Origin of the sequence: Defluviimonas sp. D31, assembly GCF_033436765.1 — a bacterium.
Classification (GTDB): Bacteria; Pseudomonadota; Alphaproteobacteria; order Rhodobacterales; family Rhodobacteraceae; genus Albidovulum.
Genome location: NZ_JAWQFN010000008.1, coordinates 154,590 through 174,320, shown reverse-complemented (window position 1 = coordinate 174,320; position 19,731 = coordinate 154,590). Strand labels below are relative to the sequence as shown.

The window sequence follows — 19,731 nt, the reverse complement described above, 5'->3', positions numbered from 1 at the left end:
AATTGAACTAATCCATCTAGCGCATAGACTGCCGCGGAAAGAGTAGCCAGGAGGCGCGCCGATGCGGAGAGCCAGACAAAGCCGTGGAGAGGCGCAGCCCCAGGGTGGAGTGACGCGCCCGCCCGTCGGAGGGCGTTTCCGACCGCTTGATGACAGCAGCCTGCGCGCGATCATCGAGGCGGCCTTCGACATTCTCGCCCGCATCGGTGTTGCCACCGACGCGCCCGAGATGCGGGAGCTTGCCATTGCCGGCGGCGCGGTGGAGCGCCCCGACGGTCGCCTCACCTTCCCGCGCACTCTGGTCGAGGACTTGATCGCCGGAGCGCGCAAGCGCGTCGAACTGCCGGGCTTCGATCCCCGGCGCGGGATCGAAGTGGGTGGTGGTCATGTCCATATCGGCACCGGTGGCGCAGCGGTGCAGGTACTTGACGCCGACACCGGCATGTTCCGCGACAGCACGCTGTCCGATCTCTACGGGCTCATGCGCATCGTCGACGCCTGCGACAGCATCCACTACGCGCTGCGCCCGGTCGTCGCGCGCGACATGGCCGACCCGCTGACGCTCGACCTCAACACCGCCTTCGCGGCGATGAAGGCGACCTCGAAACCGATCGGCACCAGTTTCTTCGAACCCGCGCATGTCGCCCCGGTGGTCGAGATGCTGGACGCCGCCCTCGGGCCGACTCCCTTCGCCGCGCAGCCCTTCTGCTTCGCGTCCGTCTGCCATGTCGTGCCGCCGCTCACGCTGGCCACCGAGGCCTGCGGCGTGATGCGGGAATGCGTGCGGCTCGGGATGCCGCTCCAGATCTGTTCCGCCGGGCAGGCCGGCGCCACGAGCCCCGCGTCGCTCGCGGGCGCACTCGCGCAGGGGCTCGCGGAATCGCTCGCGGGCCTCGTCCTCGTCAACATGATGCAGCCGGGTTTTCCCTGCATCCTCGCCTTCATGCCCTTCATCTCGGACCTGCGCACGGGCGCGATGACCGGCGGATCCGGCGAGGCGGCGGTCGCCAGCGCCGCCGCCGCGCAGCTACTCCTTCACCTCGATCTGCCTTCGACGGTCTCGGCCGGCATGACCGACGCCAAGGTCGCCGACGCGCAGGCCGGATACGAGAAGGGATATACCGTGGCGCTCGCCGCTCAAGGAGGCGCCGACATGATCAACCTCAGCGTCGGCATGCTCGGCTCGATCATGGCGGCGAGCAAGGAGGCGCTGGTGATCGACAACGACATGTGCGGCGCGATCCTGCGCTCGGTGCGGGGTGTGGAGGCGTTCGAGGGCGCCATCGATCTCGACTTGATCGAGGAGGTGGTGACCGGACCGGGGCACTATCTCGGCACCGGCCAGACGCTGAAGCTGATGACGACCGAGTACCTCTATCCCCGGCTCGGCGACCGGCAAAGCATCTCGAACTGGCTGACGAGCGGTGCGAAAACCGTCTGGGACCGCGCCCGCGCCCGCGTCACCGAGATCGAGGCGAGCCCCGCCCCCGATCACCTGCCCGCCGATACCGAAGCCGCGATCCGCGCGCGCCTGCCCATCAAGCTGGAAGTCTGAATCGATGAGAACACAAGCCAAAGTCGTCGTCATCGGCGGGGGCGCCGTCGGCGTCTCGACGCTCTATCACCTCGCCAGGGCCGGCGTGACCGACACGCTCCTGATCGAGAAGAACGAGCTCACCTCGGGCTCCACCTGGCACGCGGCGGGCAATATCCCGACCTATGCGACGAGCTGGGGCGGGATGCGCGCGGGCAACTACGCATGGCGGCTCTACAAGGACCTTGCCGGGGTCGTCGATTATCCGATCACCTACCGCCATACCGGGGCGTTCTGGCCGGCCCATACGCGGGACCGGATGGACTTCTTCCACCACCTCGTCGGCATCTCCAAGGGGCTCGGCTACGACATGGCGATGATCTCGCCGGCCGAGATGGAGGCGATGCATCCCTGGTACCGGGCGGGCGGCAGCGTCATCGGCGGCATCCTCGACCCCTATGAGGGCGATGTCGACCCGAGCCAGCTCACCCAGGCGCTCGCCAAGGGCGCGCGCGATCTCGGCGCCGAGATCGTCCGCTTCACGAAGGTCACCGGGATAAGCCGCCGGCCGTCCGGGGAATGGCAGGTCAGCACGGACAAGGGCGAGGTCGTCTGCGATGTCGTCGTCAACGCCTCGGGCTACTACGGGCGGCAGGTCGGCGAGGTGGTCGGACAGAGCCTGCCGGTGGTGACGCTCGAGCACCAGTACCTCGTGACCGAGGCATTGCCCGAACTGGAAGCCAACACGGCCAATTTCCCGCTCGTCCGCGATCCCGACATCATGTTCTACCTGCGCCGCGAGCGGAACGGGCTGCTTCTTGGCTCCTATGGCCATGCCGGGCGGCCCGCCTGGCTCGACGGGATGCCCGACGACTTCGCCAACCAGCTCTATCCCGACAGCGTCGACGACATCGCCGAGGTGCTGGAGGCGGCGCTCGAACAAATACCGATCCTGGGCGAGGCGGGGGTCAGCCGTTTCGTGAACGGTCCGATCCCCTATTCGCCGGACGGAGCGCCGCTCTGTGGCCCGGCATTCGGCCTGCCGAACTTCTACCATGCCTGCTGCTTCCCGGTCGGCATCACCCATTCGGCAGCGGCGGGCAAGACGCTCACCGAATGGATCACGGAAGGCGAGCCCGAATGGGACATGTCCGCCTGGGATCCGCGCCGGTTCGGGGACTGGGCGACCTTCGACTACACCGTCGCCCGCGCCTGCGAACTTTATGAGCACCAATACGCCATCCCCTATCCGCATCGGATCTGGAAATCGGCGCGGCCGGTGAACCGCACGCCGCTTTACGACCGTTTGAAAGCAAAGGGCGCGGTCTTTGGCCAAGTCGCCGGATGGGAGCGCGCCTTCTGGTTCGAGACCGATACCGTCAGCAACGACGGCAAGCTGAGTTTACGGCACGAGGCATGGCACGACGCGGTGCGGGCCGAATGCGAGCGCGTGCGCGATCATGTCGGCGTGATGGATCATGGCGGCTTCACCCGCTACGAGGTGGATGGGCCGGGCGCGACCGCCTTCCTGGACCGGGTTTTCTGCGGCGCGATGCCGGAGGTCGGGCGGGTGAAGCTCAGCTACATGCTGACGCCGAAGGGCAAGATCTGGTCCGAGGCCACGATCGCCCGGCTCGACGAGAACCGCTATCGGCTCTGCGGTCCGACGCTGGCCGATCAGCGCGACCATGACTGGATGGCGCAGTTCCTGCCGGACAGCGGCGTCACGCTTCGGCGCGGATCGAGGTTCGACGCGGCGCTGATGGTGATGGGGCCGAAGTCGCGCGACACCCTGCAACCCCTGACCGAGGCCGACCTGTCGAAGGAGGCTGCGCCCTGGATGTCGGTCCGGGAGATCACGCTGGCCGGCGCCCCTATGGTCGCGCTCCGCGTCTCCTATGTCGGCGAGCTGGGGTGGGAGCTGCACATGCGCTCGGCCGATCTCGTGACCGTCTACGAGGCGATCATGCGGGAAGGCGCGGACAAGGGGATGGTGGAGTTCGGCTCCTACGCCCTGAACGCGATGCGGATCGAGAAGGGCTATCACGGCTGGGGCGCGGATTTCGGTATCGAGTACACGCCGTACGACGCCGGCCTCGACCGGTTCGTAAGCCGCAAGAAGACTGATTTCGTCGGCCGCGATGCGTTCCTCGCCGGTGCCGACCGGCCGCGCGACTATCACTTCACGGCGTTCGAGCTCGACGGCCAAGGGGCCGACGCGCTCTCCTCCGACCCGATCCTGAAGGACGGGCGGGTGGTCGGCTATGTCAGCTCCGCCGGCACCGGCTTCCGCATCGGCAAGCGCATCGCGCTCGGATACCTGACGATACCCGCCGATCCCGGCGCCCGCTTCGAGATCGAGGTGCTGGGCGAGCCGGTGCAGGCGACCGTGCGCATTTTGCCGTTCTATGACCCCGAAAATGCCCGGCTGAAAGGGTAGACCGATGGCCAGAGAGCTCCCCCCGGAGGTGCAGGTCGCCGTCATCGGCGGCGGCATCGTCGGCTGTGCGACCGCCTATCACCTCGCCAGGGCCGGCTGGTCCGTGGCGCTCTTCGAGCGCAAGAAACTCACCTCGGGCACGACGTGGCATGCCGCAGGCCTCGTCAGCGAGACGCAGGGCGTGCCGGTCATGTCCGCGCTCGCGCGCTACGGGCTCGACCTGATGGAGCGGCTCGAGGAGGAGACCGGCCAACCCACCGGGTTCAGGCGGAACGGGTCGATCACGCTTGCGCTGACCGAAGCGCGGATGGAGGAACTGCGCCGCAAGGTCGACTACGCCCATGGCTGCGGCATCCGCGCCGAGGAGATCTCCGCCGCCGCGGCGAAAGACCGCTGGCCGCTCCTGTCCACGCATGGCGCCAGGGGCGCGTTCTGGTTTCCCGGCGACGGCTACACGAACCCGATCGACACGACCATGGCGCTCGCCAAGGGCGCGCGGCTGCACGGTGCGCAGATCTTCGAGGACACCAGGGTCGTGCGGATCGTGACCGGGAAGGGCCGCGTCGCCGGGGTTGAGACCTCGGCGGGCTTCGTGCGCGCCGCCCATGTGGTGAACGCCACCGGCATGTGGGCGCGGGAGTTTGGCCTCAGCCACGGCACCCCGATCCCGCTGCACTACACCAACCACTATTACGTCGTGACCGACCCGATCGACGGCGTGACCGGCGATCTGCCGGTGCTCAGGGTCATGGACGAATACACCTATTACAAGGCGGACGCGGGCAAGCTCCTGATCGGCTGTTCGGAGCCCAATGCCACGCCCTGGCAGCCGGCAGGCGGCCTGCCGGAGCATTTCGAGTTCGACGAGCTGCCCTGCAACGAGGAGCATCTGTTCCCGATCCTCGAAGCCGCCGCCGAGCGCATCCCCGCGCTCGCGAGCACCGGCATCCGCAAGTTCTTCAACGGGCCGGAAAGCTTCACACCGGACGGGAAGTACTATCTCGGGCCTATGACCGAGGTGCCGGGGCTCTGGGTCGCGGCGGGGTTCAATTCGACCGGCATCCAGAATGGTCCCGGCGCGGGCAAGGCGCTGGCCGAATGGATCATGGCGGGCCGGATGACGATGGACCTGACGGATGTCGATGCGCGGCGGATCCATCCGCGCCTGAACGCGCCCGGACTTGTCGCGGCCAAGGCCGCCGAGACGCTGTCGCTCGCCTACGCGATGCACTGGCCCTATCACCGGCGCGAGGCGGCGCGGGGTCTGCGCCGCACGCCCTATTACGCCCAGTTGAAGGCCGCAGGTGCGGAGTTCGCACCCGCCAATGGCTGGGAACGGCCGCTGGTCTACGGGGCGAGGATCACCGAGGGGTTCGACCGCCAGCCCTGGTTCGACGCCTGGAAGGCCGAGCACGAAACCCTGCGCGGCGATCTCGGGATGATCGACCTCACCTTTGGGCGCTTTCTCGTCGACGGTCCGGCGGCAGAGACCGAGATGCAGCGGCTCTGCGGGGCGAACATGGCGGTCACGCCGGGGGTGCTCGTCTACACCCACATGTTCAACGAGGCGGGCGGGATCGAGGCCGATGTGACGGTGGCCCGGCTCACCGACCGCCGCTTCCTGATCATGGCATCGGCCGGCGCGGAGCCGCAGGTCGAGCGCTGGCTGACGGCCCGGCACGGGGACGGCGGGACGAGCGTCGTCAATGTCACCGCGTCCGAGGCGACGCTGGCCGTGATGGGGCCGCGCGCGCGGGACTTCCTGTCCCGGCTGACCGACGCCGATCTCTCCGACGCGGCATTCCCGTTCGGCACGTTCCGCGAGATCTTCGTCGGCAACGCCCCGGTCCGCGCCCAGCGCATCACCTATGTCGGCGAGCTTGACTGGGAACTGCACATCCCCACGGACTTCGCCCAGCACGTCTACGAGACGGTCATGGCGGCGGAGACTCCGCCGCGTCTCTGCGGCGGCATGGCGGTCGACGGCTGCCGGATCGAGAAGGGCTTTCGGCACTGGGGCCACGACATCGGCCCGCATGACACGCCGGTCGAGGCGGGTCTGACCTTTGCCTGCGACTTCGAGACCGAGTTCACGGGCAAGGCGGCGATCCTCGCGCGCCGCACGGAGGGCGTGAAGTCACGGCTCCTGTCCTTCCGCCTCGCCGATCCCGGCAAGCTTCTCTTTGGCAAGGAACCTGTCCTTCGCGACGGGCAGATCGTCGGACGCCTGACCTCGGCGAGCTATGGCTGGACGGTCGGCGGCGCGGTCGGGATGGGCTATGTCGTGCTGCCTGAAGGCGGCGTGCAGGCCGCCGCCGGGGCGGATTACACGATCATGGTCGCCGGCCGCCCGGTAGAGGCGACGGCGAGCCTGCGACCGCTCTATGATCCGGGCAATGCCCGCATGAAGGGGTAACGCTCAGGTGACGTGAAGGCCGCATCCCGGCCGCGCGCACCATTCGGCCAGATGGTCGGCGACGATCCGGATCGGGTCGTCCGGACCCGCGTCTTCGCTGCGCAACGCGGCGGACCAGGGGATGGTGATGCCCTCTTGCGTTACCTGAACGCCGACGATCCGCCCCTCTTTGAGCGCAGTCTGGAGCGCCCAGCCCGCCAAAACACTGGTGCCGAGATTGGAGGCGACAAGCTCCACGATCGCCTCCGGAAGCTCTACCGTTGCCGTCCATTTCGGATAGGTCTCGGTCGGGCGGAACAGGCGCGCGAACTCTCGGTCGGGCTCTGGAACCTTGGTATAGGTGATAAAGGGTTCGTCGACGATGTCCTTCCCCTCGATGTAATCCCGCCCGGCCAGCCGGTGTCCCGGCGCCATGATGAAAAGAAGCGGATCCTCGAACAAAGGCACCGCGTTTACGCCCGCCTGTGCCGGAACGCCCGAGACAACGGCGATGTCGATATTGCGGTTCATCAGCCCGGTGAGCGGGTTGAGGTTGCCGCCGGCCATGATCTGAAGGTCGATGCCGGTCGTGCGCGACTTGAGGTACTTCAGAAATGCGGGAAGCCAGCGATAGTTCGAATAGGCCTCGACCGACAGCCGCACGACATGATGAATGCCCGCGTTCATGCGCCGCACGTCCTCCTCGGCCCGCGTCAGATCGGAGAGGATCCGGTCGGCGACGACCGACATGTACTCGGCCGCCGGCGTCTTGCGCAGGCGCTTGTGCATCCGGGTGAAGAGCTGCACGTCGAGCCGCCGCTCCGCCTCCCGCAGCCGGTGCGAGAGCGCCGAGGGCGTGACCCCGAGCTTCTCGGCCGCATCGGTGATGCGCCCGGTTTCAATGACCGCCTGGATCAGTTGCAGGTGGCGGAGGTCGAGATAGGGCTTCATGGCGACTTTGGATGAATCAGTTTCACGAAAGCGAGAAAACTTCGAGATTGCCGTTCAGTCAAATAGAATGTGATCTCCTACGGTATTCCTCGTCCGGAGACCGCCATGAACGTCGACGCGAAGCGCAGCATCGAGCAGGACATCGCCCATCACGTGCATCCGCAGACCAACCTGCGCCAGCACGCCGAGAAGGGCCCGACCATGATCACGCACGGCAAGGGCGTGTTCATCTACGACAGCGAGGGGCGCGAGATCATCGACGGGTTCTCCGGCCTCGGCTGCGTGAGCCTCGGCTATAACAACGAGCGGCTCGCCGAGGCGGCGATGCGGCAGATGAACACGCTGCCCTTCGCGCCGACCTTCTACAACCGCTCGCATCCCCGCGTGGCCGAACTTGGCGAACGCCTGATCGGCATGGCGCCGGGCGGAATGAACCGGGTGATGTTCCAGTGCGCCGGCTCGGAGGCAAACGACACCGCGATCAAGCTCATCTGGTACGCAAACACCGCGAGGGGCGAGCCGCAGCGGCGCAAGATCATCGGCCGCATTCGCGGCTATCACGGCAATACGATCGCGACCGTGTCGCTGTCGGGCCAGCCGCACATGCACGCGAAGTTCGGCCTGCCCCTGCCGGAGTTCAAGCACACCGAGTTGCCGAACTACTACCGCTTCCACATCGACGGCGAGAGCGAGGAAGAGTTCTCGGCCCGGATGGCGCGGAGCTTCGAGGAGCTGGTCCTGCGCGAGGGGCCGGAGACGGTCGCCGCCTTCTTCGCCGAACCCGCGATCTCCGGCGGTGGCGCGCTGATGCCGCCAAAGGGCTACTGGGAGGAGATGCAGGCGGTCATCCGCAAGTACGGCATCACCTTCCTCGTCGACGAGGTCGTCTGCGGTTTCGGCCGGACGGGCAACATGTGGGGGGCCGAGACCTGGGGCCTCAAGCCCGACATGGTGAGCTGCGCCAAGGCGCTGTCGGCGGCGTTCTTCCCGATCTCGGCCCTGATGTTCAAGGACGAGCTTTATGCCGAGATGATGCGCAACTCCGACGAGGTCGGCGTCTTCGGGCACGGCTACACCTATGCCGGCCACCCGGTCGGCGCGGCGGTGTCGCTCCAGGCGCTCGACATTTACGACGAGATCGACCTGATCGGCCATGTGCGCAAGGTCTCGAAGCGCTTCCTCGAACGGTGCCACGCCCTGCAGGACCATCCGCTGGTGGCCGAGGTGCGCGGCGTGGGGCTGTTCTGCGGCTTCGAGCTGATGAGGGACGCCAAGGCGCGGATACCCTTCGACCCGGCCTGGAAGGTCGGCGCATTGGTGCAGGATTTCGCGCATGATCGGGGGCTCTATCTTCGCGCGATCGGCGACCGGATAAGTTTCATGCCGCCGCTGATCATCAACGAGGAGGAAATCGACCTCGCGACCGAGCGCTTCAAGGGGGCGCTGGACGACGCCTGGGCGGTGGTGAAGAACAAGATCTGAAGGGAGTAAGACATGGCCGAGTTGCTGGAGCCGAAACTGCCGCAGGCGGGGCTTGCCGGATGCTATATCGACGGCAAATGGCATTGGCCCGCGGACGGGCGGAAGCTGACGGTCGAGAATCCCTCGCGCCGGACGCCCATCTGCGAGGTCGGGCGCGGCGCGAAGGCCGAGATCGATCTCGCCGTCGCCGCCGCCCGCGCCGCACTTCCGGCTTGGCGCGCGCTCGCGGCCTCCGAGCGGGGCAAGCGCCTTGCGGAACTCGGTCGCCGGCTCGAGGAGAACGCCGAGGAGGTCGCCCGCGTCCTCGCCGCCGAATCCGGCAATGCGATCAAGACCCAGTCCCGCGGCGAGGCGATGGGGGCCGCGGGCGTGCTGAAATACTACGGCGGCGTCGCGGTCGAACAGAAGGGCGAGACGCTGCCGCTCGGCCCCGGCCTCTTCAGCTATTCGACGCGCGAACCGCATGGCGTGGTCGGGTCGATCATCCCTTGGAACTCGCCCTTGCAACTTGGCGCGGTCAAGATCTCCATGGCGCTCGCCACCGGCAACTGCCTGGTGCTGAAGCCCGCCGAGGATGCGCCGCTCGCGATCCTGAAGCTCGCCGAGCTTGCCGACGGCCTGTTCCCGCCCGGCGTCTTCAACGTCGTGACGGGGCTTGGCGAAGAGGCAGGCGCGGCACTTGCCTCGCATCCCGGCGTGGACAAGATCTCCTTTACCGGTTCGTCCGAGGTGGGCCGGCTCATCGGACGCGCGACCGCCGACCGCATTGCCAAGCTCACGCTGGAACTCGGGGGCAAGTCGCCGACCATCGTGTTCCCCGACGCGATCGAGAACGGAAGGCTCGACGCCACCGCGCAACAGGTCGCCAATGCGATGCGCTTCGCGCGGCAGGGGCAAAGCTGCACCGCCGGCTCGCGGCTCTTCGTACACAAGGACATCTGGGACGTGCTTATGCCCAAGGTGGCGGAGAAGGCGGCAGCCCTCAAGGTCGGCGACGCGCTCGACCCCGACGTCGACATGGGCGCGGTCATCAACGCGGAACGCTACGGCGAGATCCGCAACTTCGTGGCCGAGGCCGAAGCGGAAGGCGCGGACTTCCTGATCGGGGAAACCCCGGCCGAGAACCCGGCGGGCTTCCTGCCCGGCCCGACCATCATCACCGGCGTCGACAACAGCTGGCGCATCGTCCGGGAGGAGGTGTTCGGCCCGGTCATGGTCGCGATCCCGTTCGAGACCGAGGCCGAGGCGATCGCCATGGCCAACGACACTCACTACGGGCTCGCCGCCTTCATCTTCACCCACGACATCAGCCGGATCACCCGGCTCACCCGCGCCATCGACGCGGGCTGGATCCAGGTCAATCAGGGCGGCGGCCAGATCCCGGGCATGTCTTACGGCGGCACAAAGCAGTCGGGCACGGGCAGCGAATACTCGATCGAGGGCGCGCTCGAGGCCTATACCTACCGCAAATGCGTCACCATCAACGTGGAGCAGGCCGGATGACCTCGGACCGCTTCGGCAACGAAGTCGATCCCGGCGTCGGCTACGCGCGGGGGCGGCTTCTGGCCTCTTCGACCGACGAGGTCCGCCGCCTCCGCCGCGCCGGCCAGATCGCGGCGGAGTTCGTTGCGCGCGAGGGCATGGAGAAGGTGGCGATCTGCACCGGCAACCTGCGCTTCTTCCCTGCAACGGCGGCCGATCTGCCGGAAATCTGCGAAGAATGGATCGGTCCCGGCCTTTACGGCGAGGAACTCCGGCAGGCGGCGATTTCCCATATGGGCGGCGACGGCTCCGAGGCGGTCGCCGTCGTCAACCGTACCAGCGCCGGGATCGTTGCCGCGATCCTCACGCTGTCCGGCGGTCGGCCAGTCTTGTCCCTTGTGCCCGGAGGCGACCGCTCACACGCCTCGGTGTCGCGCGGGGCGAGACTGGCCGGCGTGCCGGTCGTCGAGGTGCATGATCTGCCGGAGCTGAAGCGCCTGCTCGCGGCCCACCTGCCGAAGCTGCTGATTGTCACCACGGTCACATCTGAACTCGCCATGCTGCCGGACGAGCTGACCGCGGTTGCGGTCAAGACCGCGCGGGCGGCGGGCTGCAAGGTGTTCCTCGACGAAGCCTACGGCGCGCGCTTCCGCCCGGTGATCCACGGCGGCGCGCCGTCGCTGTCGTTCGGAGCCGATCTCGTGGTCACCAATACCGACAAGGCCGGGCTGACCGGCCCGCGCGCCGGGGTGCTCTGCGGCGCGAGCGATACACTGGTGCCGGTCATCGCCAGGGCCAGCGAGCTTGGCATGGAGGCGCGCGCGCCGATCGCGGTCGGCGCGATGCGCAGCCTTCACGCCTTCACCGCGGAAATGCTGCTCGAAGAGGCCCGCGACGGTCTCGACCTGTCGGAAGCGCTGGAGGCGGCGCTGGGCGGCGGCCTCGTCCACCGCTCGGCCCTTGGCCCGAAGATCGACGAACAGGACCTGTTCGCGCGGGTGCTGGAGCTTGCGGGCGCCGAGAGGTCGGCGCGCGTGCCGGCCGAGGTCGCAGCGGCGGTGGGCATGCTCATGCTGCGCGCCAAGGGCATCGTGACCGTGAACACCCATGGTCAGCCCGGTGGACGTGTCTCGATCCGGCTGAAGCCCACGACCGGCGCCGTGGCGCGCGCGGGCGGGGCAGCGGCGGTCGCCGGGTGCCTGGTCGGAGCCATGGACGAGGTGGCGGCGCATCTCGAGGACGAGACCTGGTTCTCGGCGCTCCTGTTCGGAGAGGGGAAATGACCGACCGGAAACTGATCGCACGGCTCGACGACCGGCTCGACCGGCTCGTCAACATCGACATCGGCGAGCGCGGGGTGGAGCCCTTGTTCGCCGCCGCCCGAGACCTGCAGGGCGGCTCGCTCGCAGGCACCGCTGCCGATGCGCTGATGGCGGTGCCGATGGGCGGCACCGTGGTGATCACCACCGGCTCCGTGTCGCGTGCCTGGATCACGCCGGAGCTGGGCGAGAACGACGGTCCGTCCGGCGCGGCGGCGATCGCCCGAGCGCTCGTCCTCGAACGCAACGCGGCCTGCATCGTCCTTTGCGAGGAGACGCTGATCCCGGCGATCCGCGCGGTCATGGTCGCGGCGGGCCTCTTCCCCGTCGGCCTCGATCAGGCGCGGATCGCGCAAAAGGACCGGAGCCTCGCCACCGTCGTGATGATGCCCTATCCCACGACCGACGAGGAAGGCCGGGCCGCCGCACCCGCGATGCTCGACGCGCTCGCGCCGGACCTGCTCTTTTCGACTGAACGCGTCGGGCGCAACGACAGGGGCGTCTATCACTCGATGCGCGGCATCGACTACGGCATGGGCCGCGCGCGGGTCGATTTCCTCGTCGATGAGGCGCTTCAGAGAGGCATCCCGGTCGTGGCGGTCGGCGATGGCGGCAACGAGATCGGCATGGGCAAGGTCGCGGAGCACGTTCGCGCGCATGTGCCCTATGGCGAGAAGTGCAAGTGCGGCTGCGGAGGCGGCATCTGCGCGACGACCGGCTGCGACGTCCTCGTGACGGCAGCCTGTTCGAACTGGGGCTGCACCGCGATTGCCGCCGCGATGGCCGTCCGTGCCGGAAATCCCAGGCTCGTCCACACGGCCGAAGCCGAAGCGCGCCTGCTCGACGCGATGGTGGCGGCCGGCCTCATCAACTCCACCCACGGCATCATCGACGATGCCGTCGACGGTTTCCCCCGCGCCGCCCATATCGGCGTCGCGACGCTTTGCCAGACGATCATATCCCGCGCCCTGTGACCCCGGGCATTCCCAGACGAGAAAGACCCATGACCGACATCACTCCCGACCTTCTCGAAAAGATCCGCAGCCGCTTTCACCATGTCGAGGAATGCCCCTACCAGGGCCCCCGCATCTTCTTCGAGAATGCCGGTGGCGCGCTGACGCTGAAATCGGTCGTCGAGACCTCGGCAAAGTTCGCCGCGATCCCGGACAACCAGGGGCGCGACAACCCGGCGAGCCATGCGCTCGTCGAGGTGATCAACCGTGCGAAGGCCGACATGGCCGTGCTGATGAACGCCTCGTCGGGGCAGTTCTTCGTCGGCGAAAGCGGGACCGAACTCTTGTTCCGAATGATCCGCACCGCCTGCGTCAACGCGCCGAAAGGGGCCAAGGTGCTTGGCAGTTCGCTCGAACATCCGGCCTCGCGTTCAGCGGCGCGTCGGTGGGCCGAGATCGCCGGGCTCGACTACGTCAACGTCAAGCATGATGACACAACCGGCACCGTAACAGCCGAAGCTTACGCTGCGCATGTGACGCCCGATGTAGCGGTAGCGACGATCCTGCACACATCGCCCGTGACCGGAATGGGTGTCGATGTGGCCGCCGTCGCAGCGGCGATCCGCAAGGTCGCGCCCGACTGCGTGATCATTGTCGACGGCATCCAGCATGCCGCCCACGGCCAGCTCGACATCGACAGCTACGGCGTCGACGGCTACGCGATCTCGCCCTACAAGGTCTTCTCGCGCCACGGCTACGGAGTCGCCTGGATCTCGGACCGGCTCTCGCTCCTGCCGCACGACATGCTGATCGACGCGCCGGTCAAGGGCTGGGAGTTCGGCACGCGCGATACCGGTGCCTACGCGACCATGTCGGACGTTGTGGCTTACTTCGACTGGCTCGGCAGCGAGGTGTCACAAGAGACCGACCGCCGCCGCCGGATCGAGGCTGCGGGCCAAGCGATCCACGCCCACGAGAAGCGGCTCACGGACGCGATGATCCACGGCACGGGCAACATCAAGGGCCTCAAGGAGATGGAAAACGTCACCATCATTGGCGGCGCGGACAACCCGGCGCGCGAGGGGCTTGTGTCGATTGTCGTGAAGGACATGCCTTCGCCTGATGTCGTGGCGCGGCTGAACGAGCAGGGCATCCGGACGCACACCCGAAAAGCAGACCACTACTCGCGCAACATCCTCGATCCCCTGGGTCTGCCTGACTGCATCCGCGTGTCTATCTGCCATTACAATAGCGAGCGTGAAGTTTCTCAGTTTCTGGCAGCGCTCGAGGGGATCGTTTGTCGCGTGAATGCCTGAAGCCCGCCGCGGCCCACCATCGCCGTTGACCTCGACAATCGCGGCTGATCCCCGGCTCCTTGGCGCCGTTGTTGGCATGACCCGCGCTATGCACAGCTGGGGATCGGCGCTGACCCATCACCCGCATGTTCACATGATGGTCCCAGGCGGCCTGTCGCCGGAGTGCAGGCGATGGCTCGCCTGCCACCACGGGTTCTTTCGTTGCAGCCGGGTCTTCTCGCGTCTGTCGCGCTGGCTTTTTCTGTAAGGGTTGGCGGCGCGGCACAAGGCGGTGAGCTTCAGCTTTTCGCCGCTTACATCGCTCCGCCTTGCAAGATCGAGTATGGTGTCTTCGGGAAACCTCTCTTCGGCGGAACCGAGGCGGTGCCGGCCCATCCGTTCGGAGCTCGACACAGATTTCGGCCATGCACGCCGGCATGGTTTCCCAAAGACAGCTCCCGGCCCCCGGCATCTTCCACCTTGGCAGGATTTCCAACGCGGGCCGACCAAGCTCCAAGCCGACCACTCACACCCCGTCCCGCATCGGAATTCCTTCACCAAACCGGACAGGCGAAAAGCGGCCGCGCCGAGTTCCTGCACTCTCGTTGGCAGCCGTTTGGGCCGCATCGCAGAACCGATGGCGCACTGCCATCCAACATGAGGACAAGGCTGCACTTCCTGAGGCCTGCCAGAGCGAGAACCGGCAGCATTAACATAGGAGAAGTCAGCTCAAACGGTCTCGTGCTGAAGAAAGAGCTCGTACTCGTGGACCTTTGAGAATCCGAGCCGTTCGTACACGGGGCGCCCCATTTCGGTCGCCTGCAGGACGGCGTGCCTTGCTCCCCGCCGTTTACCTTCAGCCATCGCGTGAAGCGTCATTGCCGTTCCGATCCCGAGTTTTCGCGCCGCCGGCAAAGTGGCAACGGCGTAAACACCTGCCAGATCAGCGGCCATCACCAGGGAACTTACGGCCACCGGTTCTCCCTCGAGGTATCCAACGTAGCGCGGCTGGCTTTCGAATTTTTCCTCCGGAATCGCCGCTTCGCAACGACTCATCGCTTCGCGGACATCGTCGGTGAGTTCAAACGCATCGCAGGTTAGCCACGCCCAATCATAACGACCCTTTCGACCTTCGACGGGACGCACCGTCAGTCCTTCGACTTTCGGTCCGTCGGACAAGTCTGAAAGGTCCTTGAGCATAGCCGGATCACTGCCTTCCCGCTCGAGACCGGCGTCAGCGAGCCTGTCCCTTACGGCATCTGATGAAGCAACTGCACTCAGCCGCCAGAGAACCGGCGTACCTCTTTCCTCAATACTCTTTCCGGCGCTCTCCAACGCACGATCAATGGTGGTTTGCTCGCCCGTCATCAGGATCACCGAGTTGAAAAGGCAATGCGGAATTGGTGTGTAGAGGCAAACCGCGCCTGGAATTACCTCGTAACGCGATCCATCGGCCAAGGCGTATGCACCCCAATAGGCGACAAGACTCGCGTCCATCCTTCCAAGAAGCTCTGCATCTGACGACACGTCTGAACCCCCAACCAACCCCTGCGCCCGGGAATCATCCGAAATCATACATCAGACCGAGTCCGGTTCCGGAGAATCTTTCCTCGGGGTGTTGCGCTCGGCACCGAAGATACGAAACCCGTCCCCTGCGTCGGGCCTTCGTCGATGAGTTCGGCCCATTCATATCCGAATGCCGCGCCGGATGACGCACAGCAAGCTGGCTGCCCGAGGAAGCTGTTGCGGTGACAAGGGTGGTCTTCGCCTCGGGAGTGGCGCTCCCCGCGCTGCGTCAGGCCGGTACTCCAGGGGCGTGGATAATGCGCCCACCGCATATGGTCAGGGACACTCCCAGTTCGGAGATCCGGCTCGGGTCCGTGGCTTCGATGTCCCCGCCCAGCATCACGAGATCGGCGGCGAGCCCGGGGCGCAGGGTTCCCGTCATGTGGTCGCGATGCGCCGCCCAGGCACCGCCCGCCGTGTAGGCGTGCAGCGTTTCCATCAGGGACAGTCGCTCGTCGCGGGCGCCGTCGTAGGGCTCGCGCGTCAATGCCGCCGCGATGCCGCGAAGCACCGAGACGTCAGCCACGGGCCAGTCGCTGGAGAAGGCGACGGGGGCGCCGGCTTCGGTCAGGCTGCGCCACAGGTAGGCATCCGCCCAACGCTCTGCGCCGATCCGCGACAATGTCGGCTGCAACGGGAAATCCATCGCCCCCGGCGCATGGGGCGGTTGCAGGCTCGCGGTGACGCAGAGCGTCCCCAGCCGGGGGATGTCGACGGGGTCGATCAACTCGATATGTTCGATGCGGTGGCGACTGTCGCGAGGGCCATTGGCGGCGCGGGCAGCCTGATAGCCGTCGATTACCGTCCGAACCGCGCCGTCGCCGATGGCATGAACCGCGATCTGCAAGCCGCGCCGGTCGATCTCCGTGGCGATCTCATCGAAGCGCTCCGGCGGGAACAGCGGCTCTGAGCGATGGCCGGGCTGGTCGGGGTAGTCCCGGAGCATGTAGGCGGTCCTGCTGTCGATCACCCCGTCCATGAACATCTTGACGAAGCCGGAACTGATCCAGTCATCGTCGAATTCCGCCGCCATGGCCGAGGCGCGGTCGAGCGCGTCCAGCCCCATGTGAGGCTTGAAATGGAACGGCACCTTGACCCGCAGGGCCAGCGTGCCCTCCGCGCGCATCTCGGCGAGCAGTTCCAGCGTGTAGCGGTTGCCGTCCATGTTGACGAGGCTGGTCACGCCATGCGCGGCGCAATGCATCATCCCCTTCAGAAGCAGTGCCTTGTCGGCGGCACGCTCGGTCTCCGTGGGCCGGGGATCGGGCTCCTCGCCCGTAGCAATGCCGAGGTTGATGCGCCCTTCGCCCGAGTAGGCGATCAGCGGGCCGAAGGCCTCGAACTCGCGCAGTTCGCCGGTGGCGAGGCCGTCAGCACCCATGACGACCTCGTGGCCATGCGGCATCTCGGCGCCATGAAGAAGCCCGGCGGCCTCCAGCGCGGCGGTGTTGGCCCAGACGGTATGCAGGTCGGGCGACATCATCGCGATGGGGCGGTCCGCGATCATCGCGTCGAGGTCGTGGCGCGTGGCGGGCCTGTCGAGGATGCCGTAATGCGCCTCCTGCGCCATGAGTAGCGGCATCTCGGGGTTCGCCGCGGCGAAGCTGCGGAAGGCGGCGGCTACCGCGTCGGCGCCGTGCAGATGGCCGATGTGCAGATGCGTCAGGTCTGCGCCGCCAAGACCCACATGCAGGTGCCCTTCAAAGAAGCCGGGCAGAACCGTCCGTCCGCCCGCGTCGATGATACTCGTCCCCGGGCCGGCCAATGCCGCTATCTCCGCCGCGCCGCCCACCGCGAGGATGCGCTCACCGGCAAGGGCAACGGCCTCGGCGCGGGGGTGGCCCGGGTCCATGGTCAAGACGCGGGCATTGGTCAGGATCAGATCGGCGGTGGTCATGTGGGTCGTATCCCGAGAATACCCGCGCAGCGGTTCGACCGCCCCCGTCGGAGGCGCGGACGGGTCACCGGAGCGGCGGCGTGGCTTACTTCAGCTTGATGGCGAAGTGCTTGCGTACCGGCTCCTCGATGGTCCAGGTGCCCTTGAAGGTCGGCTCGACCACGAAGGCGTCGCCAGGCGTCAGAGTGACGGGGGCGCCGCCGTCGGGGGTGATGGTGATGCGGCCCTCGATCAGGTGAACGAACTCGTAGAACTGGTAGCTCGCGTGCCAGGTGCCGGTCGTCGCCTCCCAGGTGCCGGAGATCATGCTGCCATCGAGCGAGGCGTGCTGCACCCAGTAGCGCATCGTGGGATTGCCTTCGGTCTTGGTCCAGCCATCCAGGTCGGTGGTGATGGGCTCAGGACCCGGTTCGGGGAAGCGGAAAACCGTATCGCTCATATCTATCCTCATCAGGCGGCTCGTTGGTCACCGCACTTGGTAGGCGGCGCCCGCGCATAGCGCAAGCCAGATGATCCGAGCGGGTGCGCGATCACCTAAGGGGCTGGCGAGCGGGCGCGAAATCAGTCAAAGACCAAAGCGCGCGAAAGGCACAGGCAGGGACAGGGGATGAGTATGGACATCCGTAAGGCCAGAGCATCGGATGCCGCGCATCTGGTGCGCTTCATCAACATGGCGGCAGACGACCTTCCGCTGCATTTCTGGCGAAAGACGGTCGGCCCGGAGGGTGACCCCTGGGCGCTCGGTCAGGAGCGCGCGGCACGCGAGACGGGGAACTTCTCCTACCGCAACGCTTGGCTGACCGAGGTCGACGGCGCGGTCGCCGCCTGCCTTCTGGGCTATGCAGCCGAGGCGGAACCTGGCCCGATCGATCCGGACACGCCGCCGATCTTCGTGCCGCTTCTGGAGCTGGAAGCTCTCGCGCCAGGGTCGTGGTACCTGAATGTTCTGGCCACCTACGAGGCCTTTCGCGGCAAGGGTTTGGGCAGCGCGTTGCTGACTCATGCCGAAGAAATCGCAGCCGCCGCCGGTCACGACACCATCAGCCTGATCGCAGAGGACACGCATCTGGATGCGCTCCGCCTCTATTCGGCGAAGGGTTACCGGCAGGTCGCCCGCCGTCCAGTCGTCAAAGGCGACTGGGATGTCGATGCGAGCGAATGGATCTTTTTCACGAAGCCCGTCAGAGCCACCTGATCCGGCGACGCAGGGCCGCATTCGGAGTGAGCCGGGTCACCGGCGCTTCGTCAGCTTGACGACGCTGACCCGCGAGACCGGGATACACCGAAACTCCCCGAGGGCCATGCTGGCCGCCGCACGAGTCGCGCGGTTTTCACATGATGGGCAGGATTTCGGACCGGTCTTTCTGCGGGTCGAGGCTGAGATCGCGCTCCGGTGATCGTGGCGTAGGCGCGTTGAAGCTGCGGTTTGGACCCGAGCGACGTTTAGGGAGAGTCCGGTTGCGAGCCCAGAGTGATTGATAATAATTTTATTTATCATATGGATAGTGGAAATTCGAGGGGTCGCGGCGTAAGGCCGTTGACACAAGGGAGAAGTTGGCGATCCCGGAAGGACTCGAACCCTCAGCCTGCTGATTAGAAGTCAGCTGCTCTATCCAGTTGAGCTACGGGACCGCTTCGCTTCCTTTAGCGGGTCACGCCCCTTGCGTGCAAGGCTCCTGTCGGGCCAGCATTCCGGGTGCGCGGACCGGGCTCGTCGGGCGCGTACAGACCGGAGGCGTCCTATGCGTGATTTCGACGAGATCTTTGCCATCGCGGCAGCTCGGAAGGGCGGTCCTTCCGACCTCGAGGCGCGGCTCGCGAAGCCCCTCTCACGCGAGGCGCTCACCGTGATTTCCGATGATCGCTGGCTTTCGGCGATGGCCAAGTGCCTGTTTCAGGCCGGTTTCCACTGGAAGGTGATCGAGGCGAAATGGGACGGGTTCGAAGCCGCCTTCGATGGCTTCAATCCCGCCCGGGTCGCGCTTTACGGCGATCGGGACATGGACCGGCTGCTTGCAGACACCGGCATCGTCCGCAATGGCGCCAAGATCGCCGCCGTCATCGCCAACGCGGTCTTCCTGACCGACCTCGCCCGCGAGCATGGCAGCGCCGCCCGGTTCTTCAGCGACTGGCCGGACGAGGATCAGGTCGGTCTAACCGCACTCATGGCGAAGCGCGGGGCCCGGCTCGGCGGCGTGACCGGCCAGCGGGTGCTGCGTCTGATGGGAAGTGACGCCTTCATTCTTTCGGCCGATGTGATCGCCCGGCTGATCGCCGAAGGTGTCGTCGACAAGGCACCGACGTCCAAGCGTGACCTTGCGGCGGTACAGGAAGCCTTCAACCACTGGCGCGCTCAGTCTGGCCGCAGCCTGACCGAGATCAGCCAGATCCTCGCGATGAGCGTGGGCGACTGACCC

At 66.6% G+C, this 19,731-nt stretch carries 16 protein-coding genes and 1 tRNA gene; 11 read left to right on the top strand and 6 right to left on the bottom strand.

Annotated features, from left to right (window positions below):
- Window positions 1–61 precede the first annotated feature (61 nt).
- Genes R5H32_RS15185 through R5H32_RS15175 form a run of 3 tightly spaced genes read left to right on the top strand, consistent with a single transcriptional unit; the run spans window position 62 to window position 6,390 of the window.
- Window positions 62–1,555, top strand: a complete 1,494-nt coding sequence (locus tag R5H32_RS15185; RefSeq protein WP_318339532.1) for a trimethylamine methyltransferase family protein — start codon at window positions 62–64, stop codon at window positions 1,553–1,555.
- 4 nt (window positions 1,556–1,559) lie between these two features.
- A complete protein-coding gene (locus tag R5H32_RS15180) occupies window positions 1,560–3,974 on the top strand; it encodes an FAD-dependent oxidoreductase (RefSeq protein ID WP_318339531.1) in 2,415 nt (804 codons plus the stop codon).
- Window positions 3,975–3,978: 4 nt separating this feature from the next.
- Complete coding sequence (locus R5H32_RS15175; protein ID WP_318339530.1) at window positions 3,979–6,390, top strand: FAD-dependent oxidoreductase; 2,412 nt, start codon at window positions 3,979–3,981, stop codon at window positions 6,388–6,390.
- A 3-nt stretch (window positions 6,391–6,393) separates the two neighbouring features.
- Here the strand turns inward: R5H32_RS15175 and R5H32_RS15170 are convergent, their stop codons facing one another.
- Complete coding sequence (locus R5H32_RS15170; RefSeq protein ID WP_318339529.1) at window positions 6,394–7,320, bottom strand: LysR family transcriptional regulator; 927 nt, start codon at window positions 7,318–7,320, stop codon at window positions 6,394–6,396.
- 105 nt (window positions 7,321–7,425) lie between these two features.
- On the opposite strand from R5H32_RS15170, the gene R5H32_RS15165 reads away from it, so the two are divergent.
- The 6 genes from R5H32_RS15165 to R5H32_RS15140 are packed head-to-tail and all read left to right on the top strand — an operon-like array spanning window position 7,426 to window position 14,119.
- Window positions 7,426–8,802, top strand: coding sequence for an aminotransferase (locus tag R5H32_RS15165; protein WP_318339528.1), 1,377 nt, complete (start codon window positions 7,426–7,428; stop codon window positions 8,800–8,802).
- Window positions 8,803–8,814: 12 nt separating this feature from the next.
- Window positions 8,815–10,305 (top strand): aldehyde dehydrogenase family protein, encoded by a 1,491-nt coding sequence (locus tag R5H32_RS15160; protein ID WP_318339527.1) that lies wholly within the window; start codon window positions 8,815–8,817, stop codon window positions 10,303–10,305.
- Window positions 10,302–11,567, top strand: coding sequence for an aminotransferase class I/II-fold pyridoxal phosphate-dependent enzyme (locus R5H32_RS15155; protein WP_318339526.1), 1,266 nt, complete (start codon window positions 10,302–10,304; stop codon window positions 11,565–11,567). The genes R5H32_RS15160 and R5H32_RS15155 overlap by 4 nt, the downstream gene beginning before the upstream one ends.
- Entirely contained in the window at window positions 11,564–12,577 is a 1,014-nt protein-coding gene (locus R5H32_RS15150) for a glutamate cyclase domain-containing protein (protein WP_318339525.1), read from the top strand. Before R5H32_RS15155 ends, R5H32_RS15150 begins: the two co-directional genes overlap by 4 nt.
- Before the next feature lie 29 nt (window positions 12,578–12,606).
- Entirely contained in the window at window positions 12,607–13,872 is a 1,266-nt protein-coding gene (locus R5H32_RS15145) for an aminotransferase class V-fold PLP-dependent enzyme (RefSeq protein ID WP_318339524.1), read from the top strand.
- A complete protein-coding gene (locus tag R5H32_RS15140; RefSeq protein ID WP_318339523.1) occupies window positions 13,865–14,119 on the top strand; it encodes a transposase in 255 nt (84 codons plus the stop codon). The genes R5H32_RS15145 and R5H32_RS15140 overlap by 8 nt, the downstream gene beginning before the upstream one ends.
- Here R5H32_RS15140 and R5H32_RS15135 read toward each other — a convergent pair.
- From R5H32_RS15135 to R5H32_RS15120, 4 genes are all read right to left on the bottom strand, one after another.
- On the bottom strand, window positions 14,002–14,247 hold the full coding sequence (locus R5H32_RS15135; RefSeq protein WP_318339558.1) for a hypothetical protein: 246 nt from the start codon (window positions 14,245–14,247) through the stop codon (window positions 14,002–14,004). The genes R5H32_RS15140 and R5H32_RS15135 overlap by 118 nt on opposite strands.
- A 333-nt stretch (window positions 14,248–14,580) precedes the next feature.
- Window positions 14,581–15,348 (bottom strand): GNAT family N-acetyltransferase, encoded by a 768-nt coding sequence (locus R5H32_RS15130; RefSeq protein ID WP_318339522.1) that lies wholly within the window; start codon window positions 15,346–15,348, stop codon window positions 14,581–14,583.
- 298 nt (window positions 15,349–15,646) lie between these two features.
- Window positions 15,647–17,314, bottom strand: a complete 1,668-nt coding sequence (locus tag R5H32_RS15125) for an amidohydrolase (RefSeq protein WP_318339521.1) — start codon at window positions 17,312–17,314, stop codon at window positions 15,647–15,649.
- An 85-nt stretch (window positions 17,315–17,399) separates the two neighbouring features.
- On the bottom strand, window positions 17,400–17,753 hold the full coding sequence (locus R5H32_RS15120) for a cupin domain-containing protein (RefSeq protein ID WP_318339520.1): 354 nt from the start codon (window positions 17,751–17,753) through the stop codon (window positions 17,400–17,402).
- Between the two features lie 174 nt (window positions 17,754–17,927).
- Between R5H32_RS15120 and R5H32_RS15115 the strand changes: the two genes are divergently transcribed.
- Complete coding sequence (locus tag R5H32_RS15115; RefSeq protein WP_318339519.1) at window positions 17,928–18,509, top strand: GNAT family N-acetyltransferase; 582 nt, start codon at window positions 17,928–17,930, stop codon at window positions 18,507–18,509.
- 360 nt (window positions 18,510–18,869) lie between these two features.
- Here R5H32_RS15115 and R5H32_RS15110 read toward each other — a convergent pair.
- Window positions 18,870–18,946 (bottom strand) — tRNA-Arg (locus R5H32_RS15110).
- A gap of 110 nt (window positions 18,947–19,056) precedes the next feature.
- Between R5H32_RS15110 and R5H32_RS15105 the strand changes: the two genes are divergently transcribed.
- Window positions 19,057–19,728, top strand: a complete 672-nt coding sequence (locus R5H32_RS15105; protein ID WP_318339518.1) for a DNA-3-methyladenine glycosylase I — start codon at window positions 19,057–19,059, stop codon at window positions 19,726–19,728.
- Window positions 19,729–19,731: the final 3 nt, after the last annotated feature.

Excerpts from the sequence above, each read along its gene's own strand:
- R5H32_RS15135 (WP_318339558.1), bottom strand. The coding sequence starts at position 14,247 with ATGGGCCGGCACCGCCTCGGTTCCGCCGAAGAGAGGTTTCCCGAAGAC.
- R5H32_RS15170 (WP_318339529.1), bottom strand. The coding sequence starts at position 7,320 with ATGAAGCCCTATCTCGACCTCCGCCACCTGCAACTGATCCAGGCGGTC.
- R5H32_RS15165 (WP_318339528.1), top strand. The coding sequence starts at position 7,426 with ATGAACGTCGACGCGAAGCGCAGCATCGAGCAGGACATCGCCCATCAC.
- R5H32_RS15180 (WP_318339531.1), top strand. The coding sequence starts at position 1,560 with ATGAGAACACAAGCCAAAGTCGTCGTCATCGGCGGGGGCGCCGTCGGC.
- R5H32_RS15105 (WP_318339518.1), top strand. The coding sequence starts at position 19,057 with ATGCGTGATTTCGACGAGATCTTTGCCATCGCGGCAGCTCGGAAGGGC.
- R5H32_RS15150 (WP_318339525.1), top strand. The coding sequence starts at position 11,564 with ATGACCGACCGGAAACTGATCGCACGGCTCGACGACCGGCTCGACCGG.
- R5H32_RS15125 (WP_318339521.1), bottom strand. The coding sequence starts at position 17,314 with ATGACCACCGCCGATCTGATCCTGACCAATGCCCGCGTCTTGACCATG.
- R5H32_RS15155 (WP_318339526.1), top strand. The coding sequence starts at position 10,302 with ATGACCTCGGACCGCTTCGGCAACGAAGTCGATCCCGGCGTCGGCTAC.
- R5H32_RS15145 (WP_318339524.1), top strand. The coding sequence starts at position 12,607 with ATGACCGACATCACTCCCGACCTTCTCGAAAAGATCCGCAGCCGCTTT.
- R5H32_RS15120 (WP_318339520.1), bottom strand. The coding sequence starts at position 17,753 with ATGAGCGATACGGTTTTCCGCTTCCCCGAACCGGGTCCTGAGCCCATC.
- R5H32_RS15175 (WP_318339530.1), top strand. The coding sequence starts at position 3,979 with ATGGCCAGAGAGCTCCCCCCGGAGGTGCAGGTCGCCGTCATCGGCGGC.
- R5H32_RS15140 (WP_318339523.1), top strand. The coding sequence starts at position 13,865 with ATGCCTGAAGCCCGCCGCGGCCCACCATCGCCGTTGACCTCGACAATC.
- R5H32_RS15115 (WP_318339519.1), top strand. The coding sequence starts at position 17,928 with ATGGACATCCGTAAGGCCAGAGCATCGGATGCCGCGCATCTGGTGCGC.
- R5H32_RS15130 (WP_318339522.1), bottom strand. The coding sequence starts at position 15,348 with ATGGACGCGAGTCTTGTCGCCTATTGGGGTGCATACGCCTTGGCCGAT.
- R5H32_RS15160 (WP_318339527.1), top strand. The coding sequence starts at position 8,815 with ATGGCCGAGTTGCTGGAGCCGAAACTGCCGCAGGCGGGGCTTGCCGGA.
- R5H32_RS15185 (WP_318339532.1), top strand. The coding sequence starts at position 62 with ATGCGGAGAGCCAGACAAAGCCGTGGAGAGGCGCAGCCCCAGGGTGGA.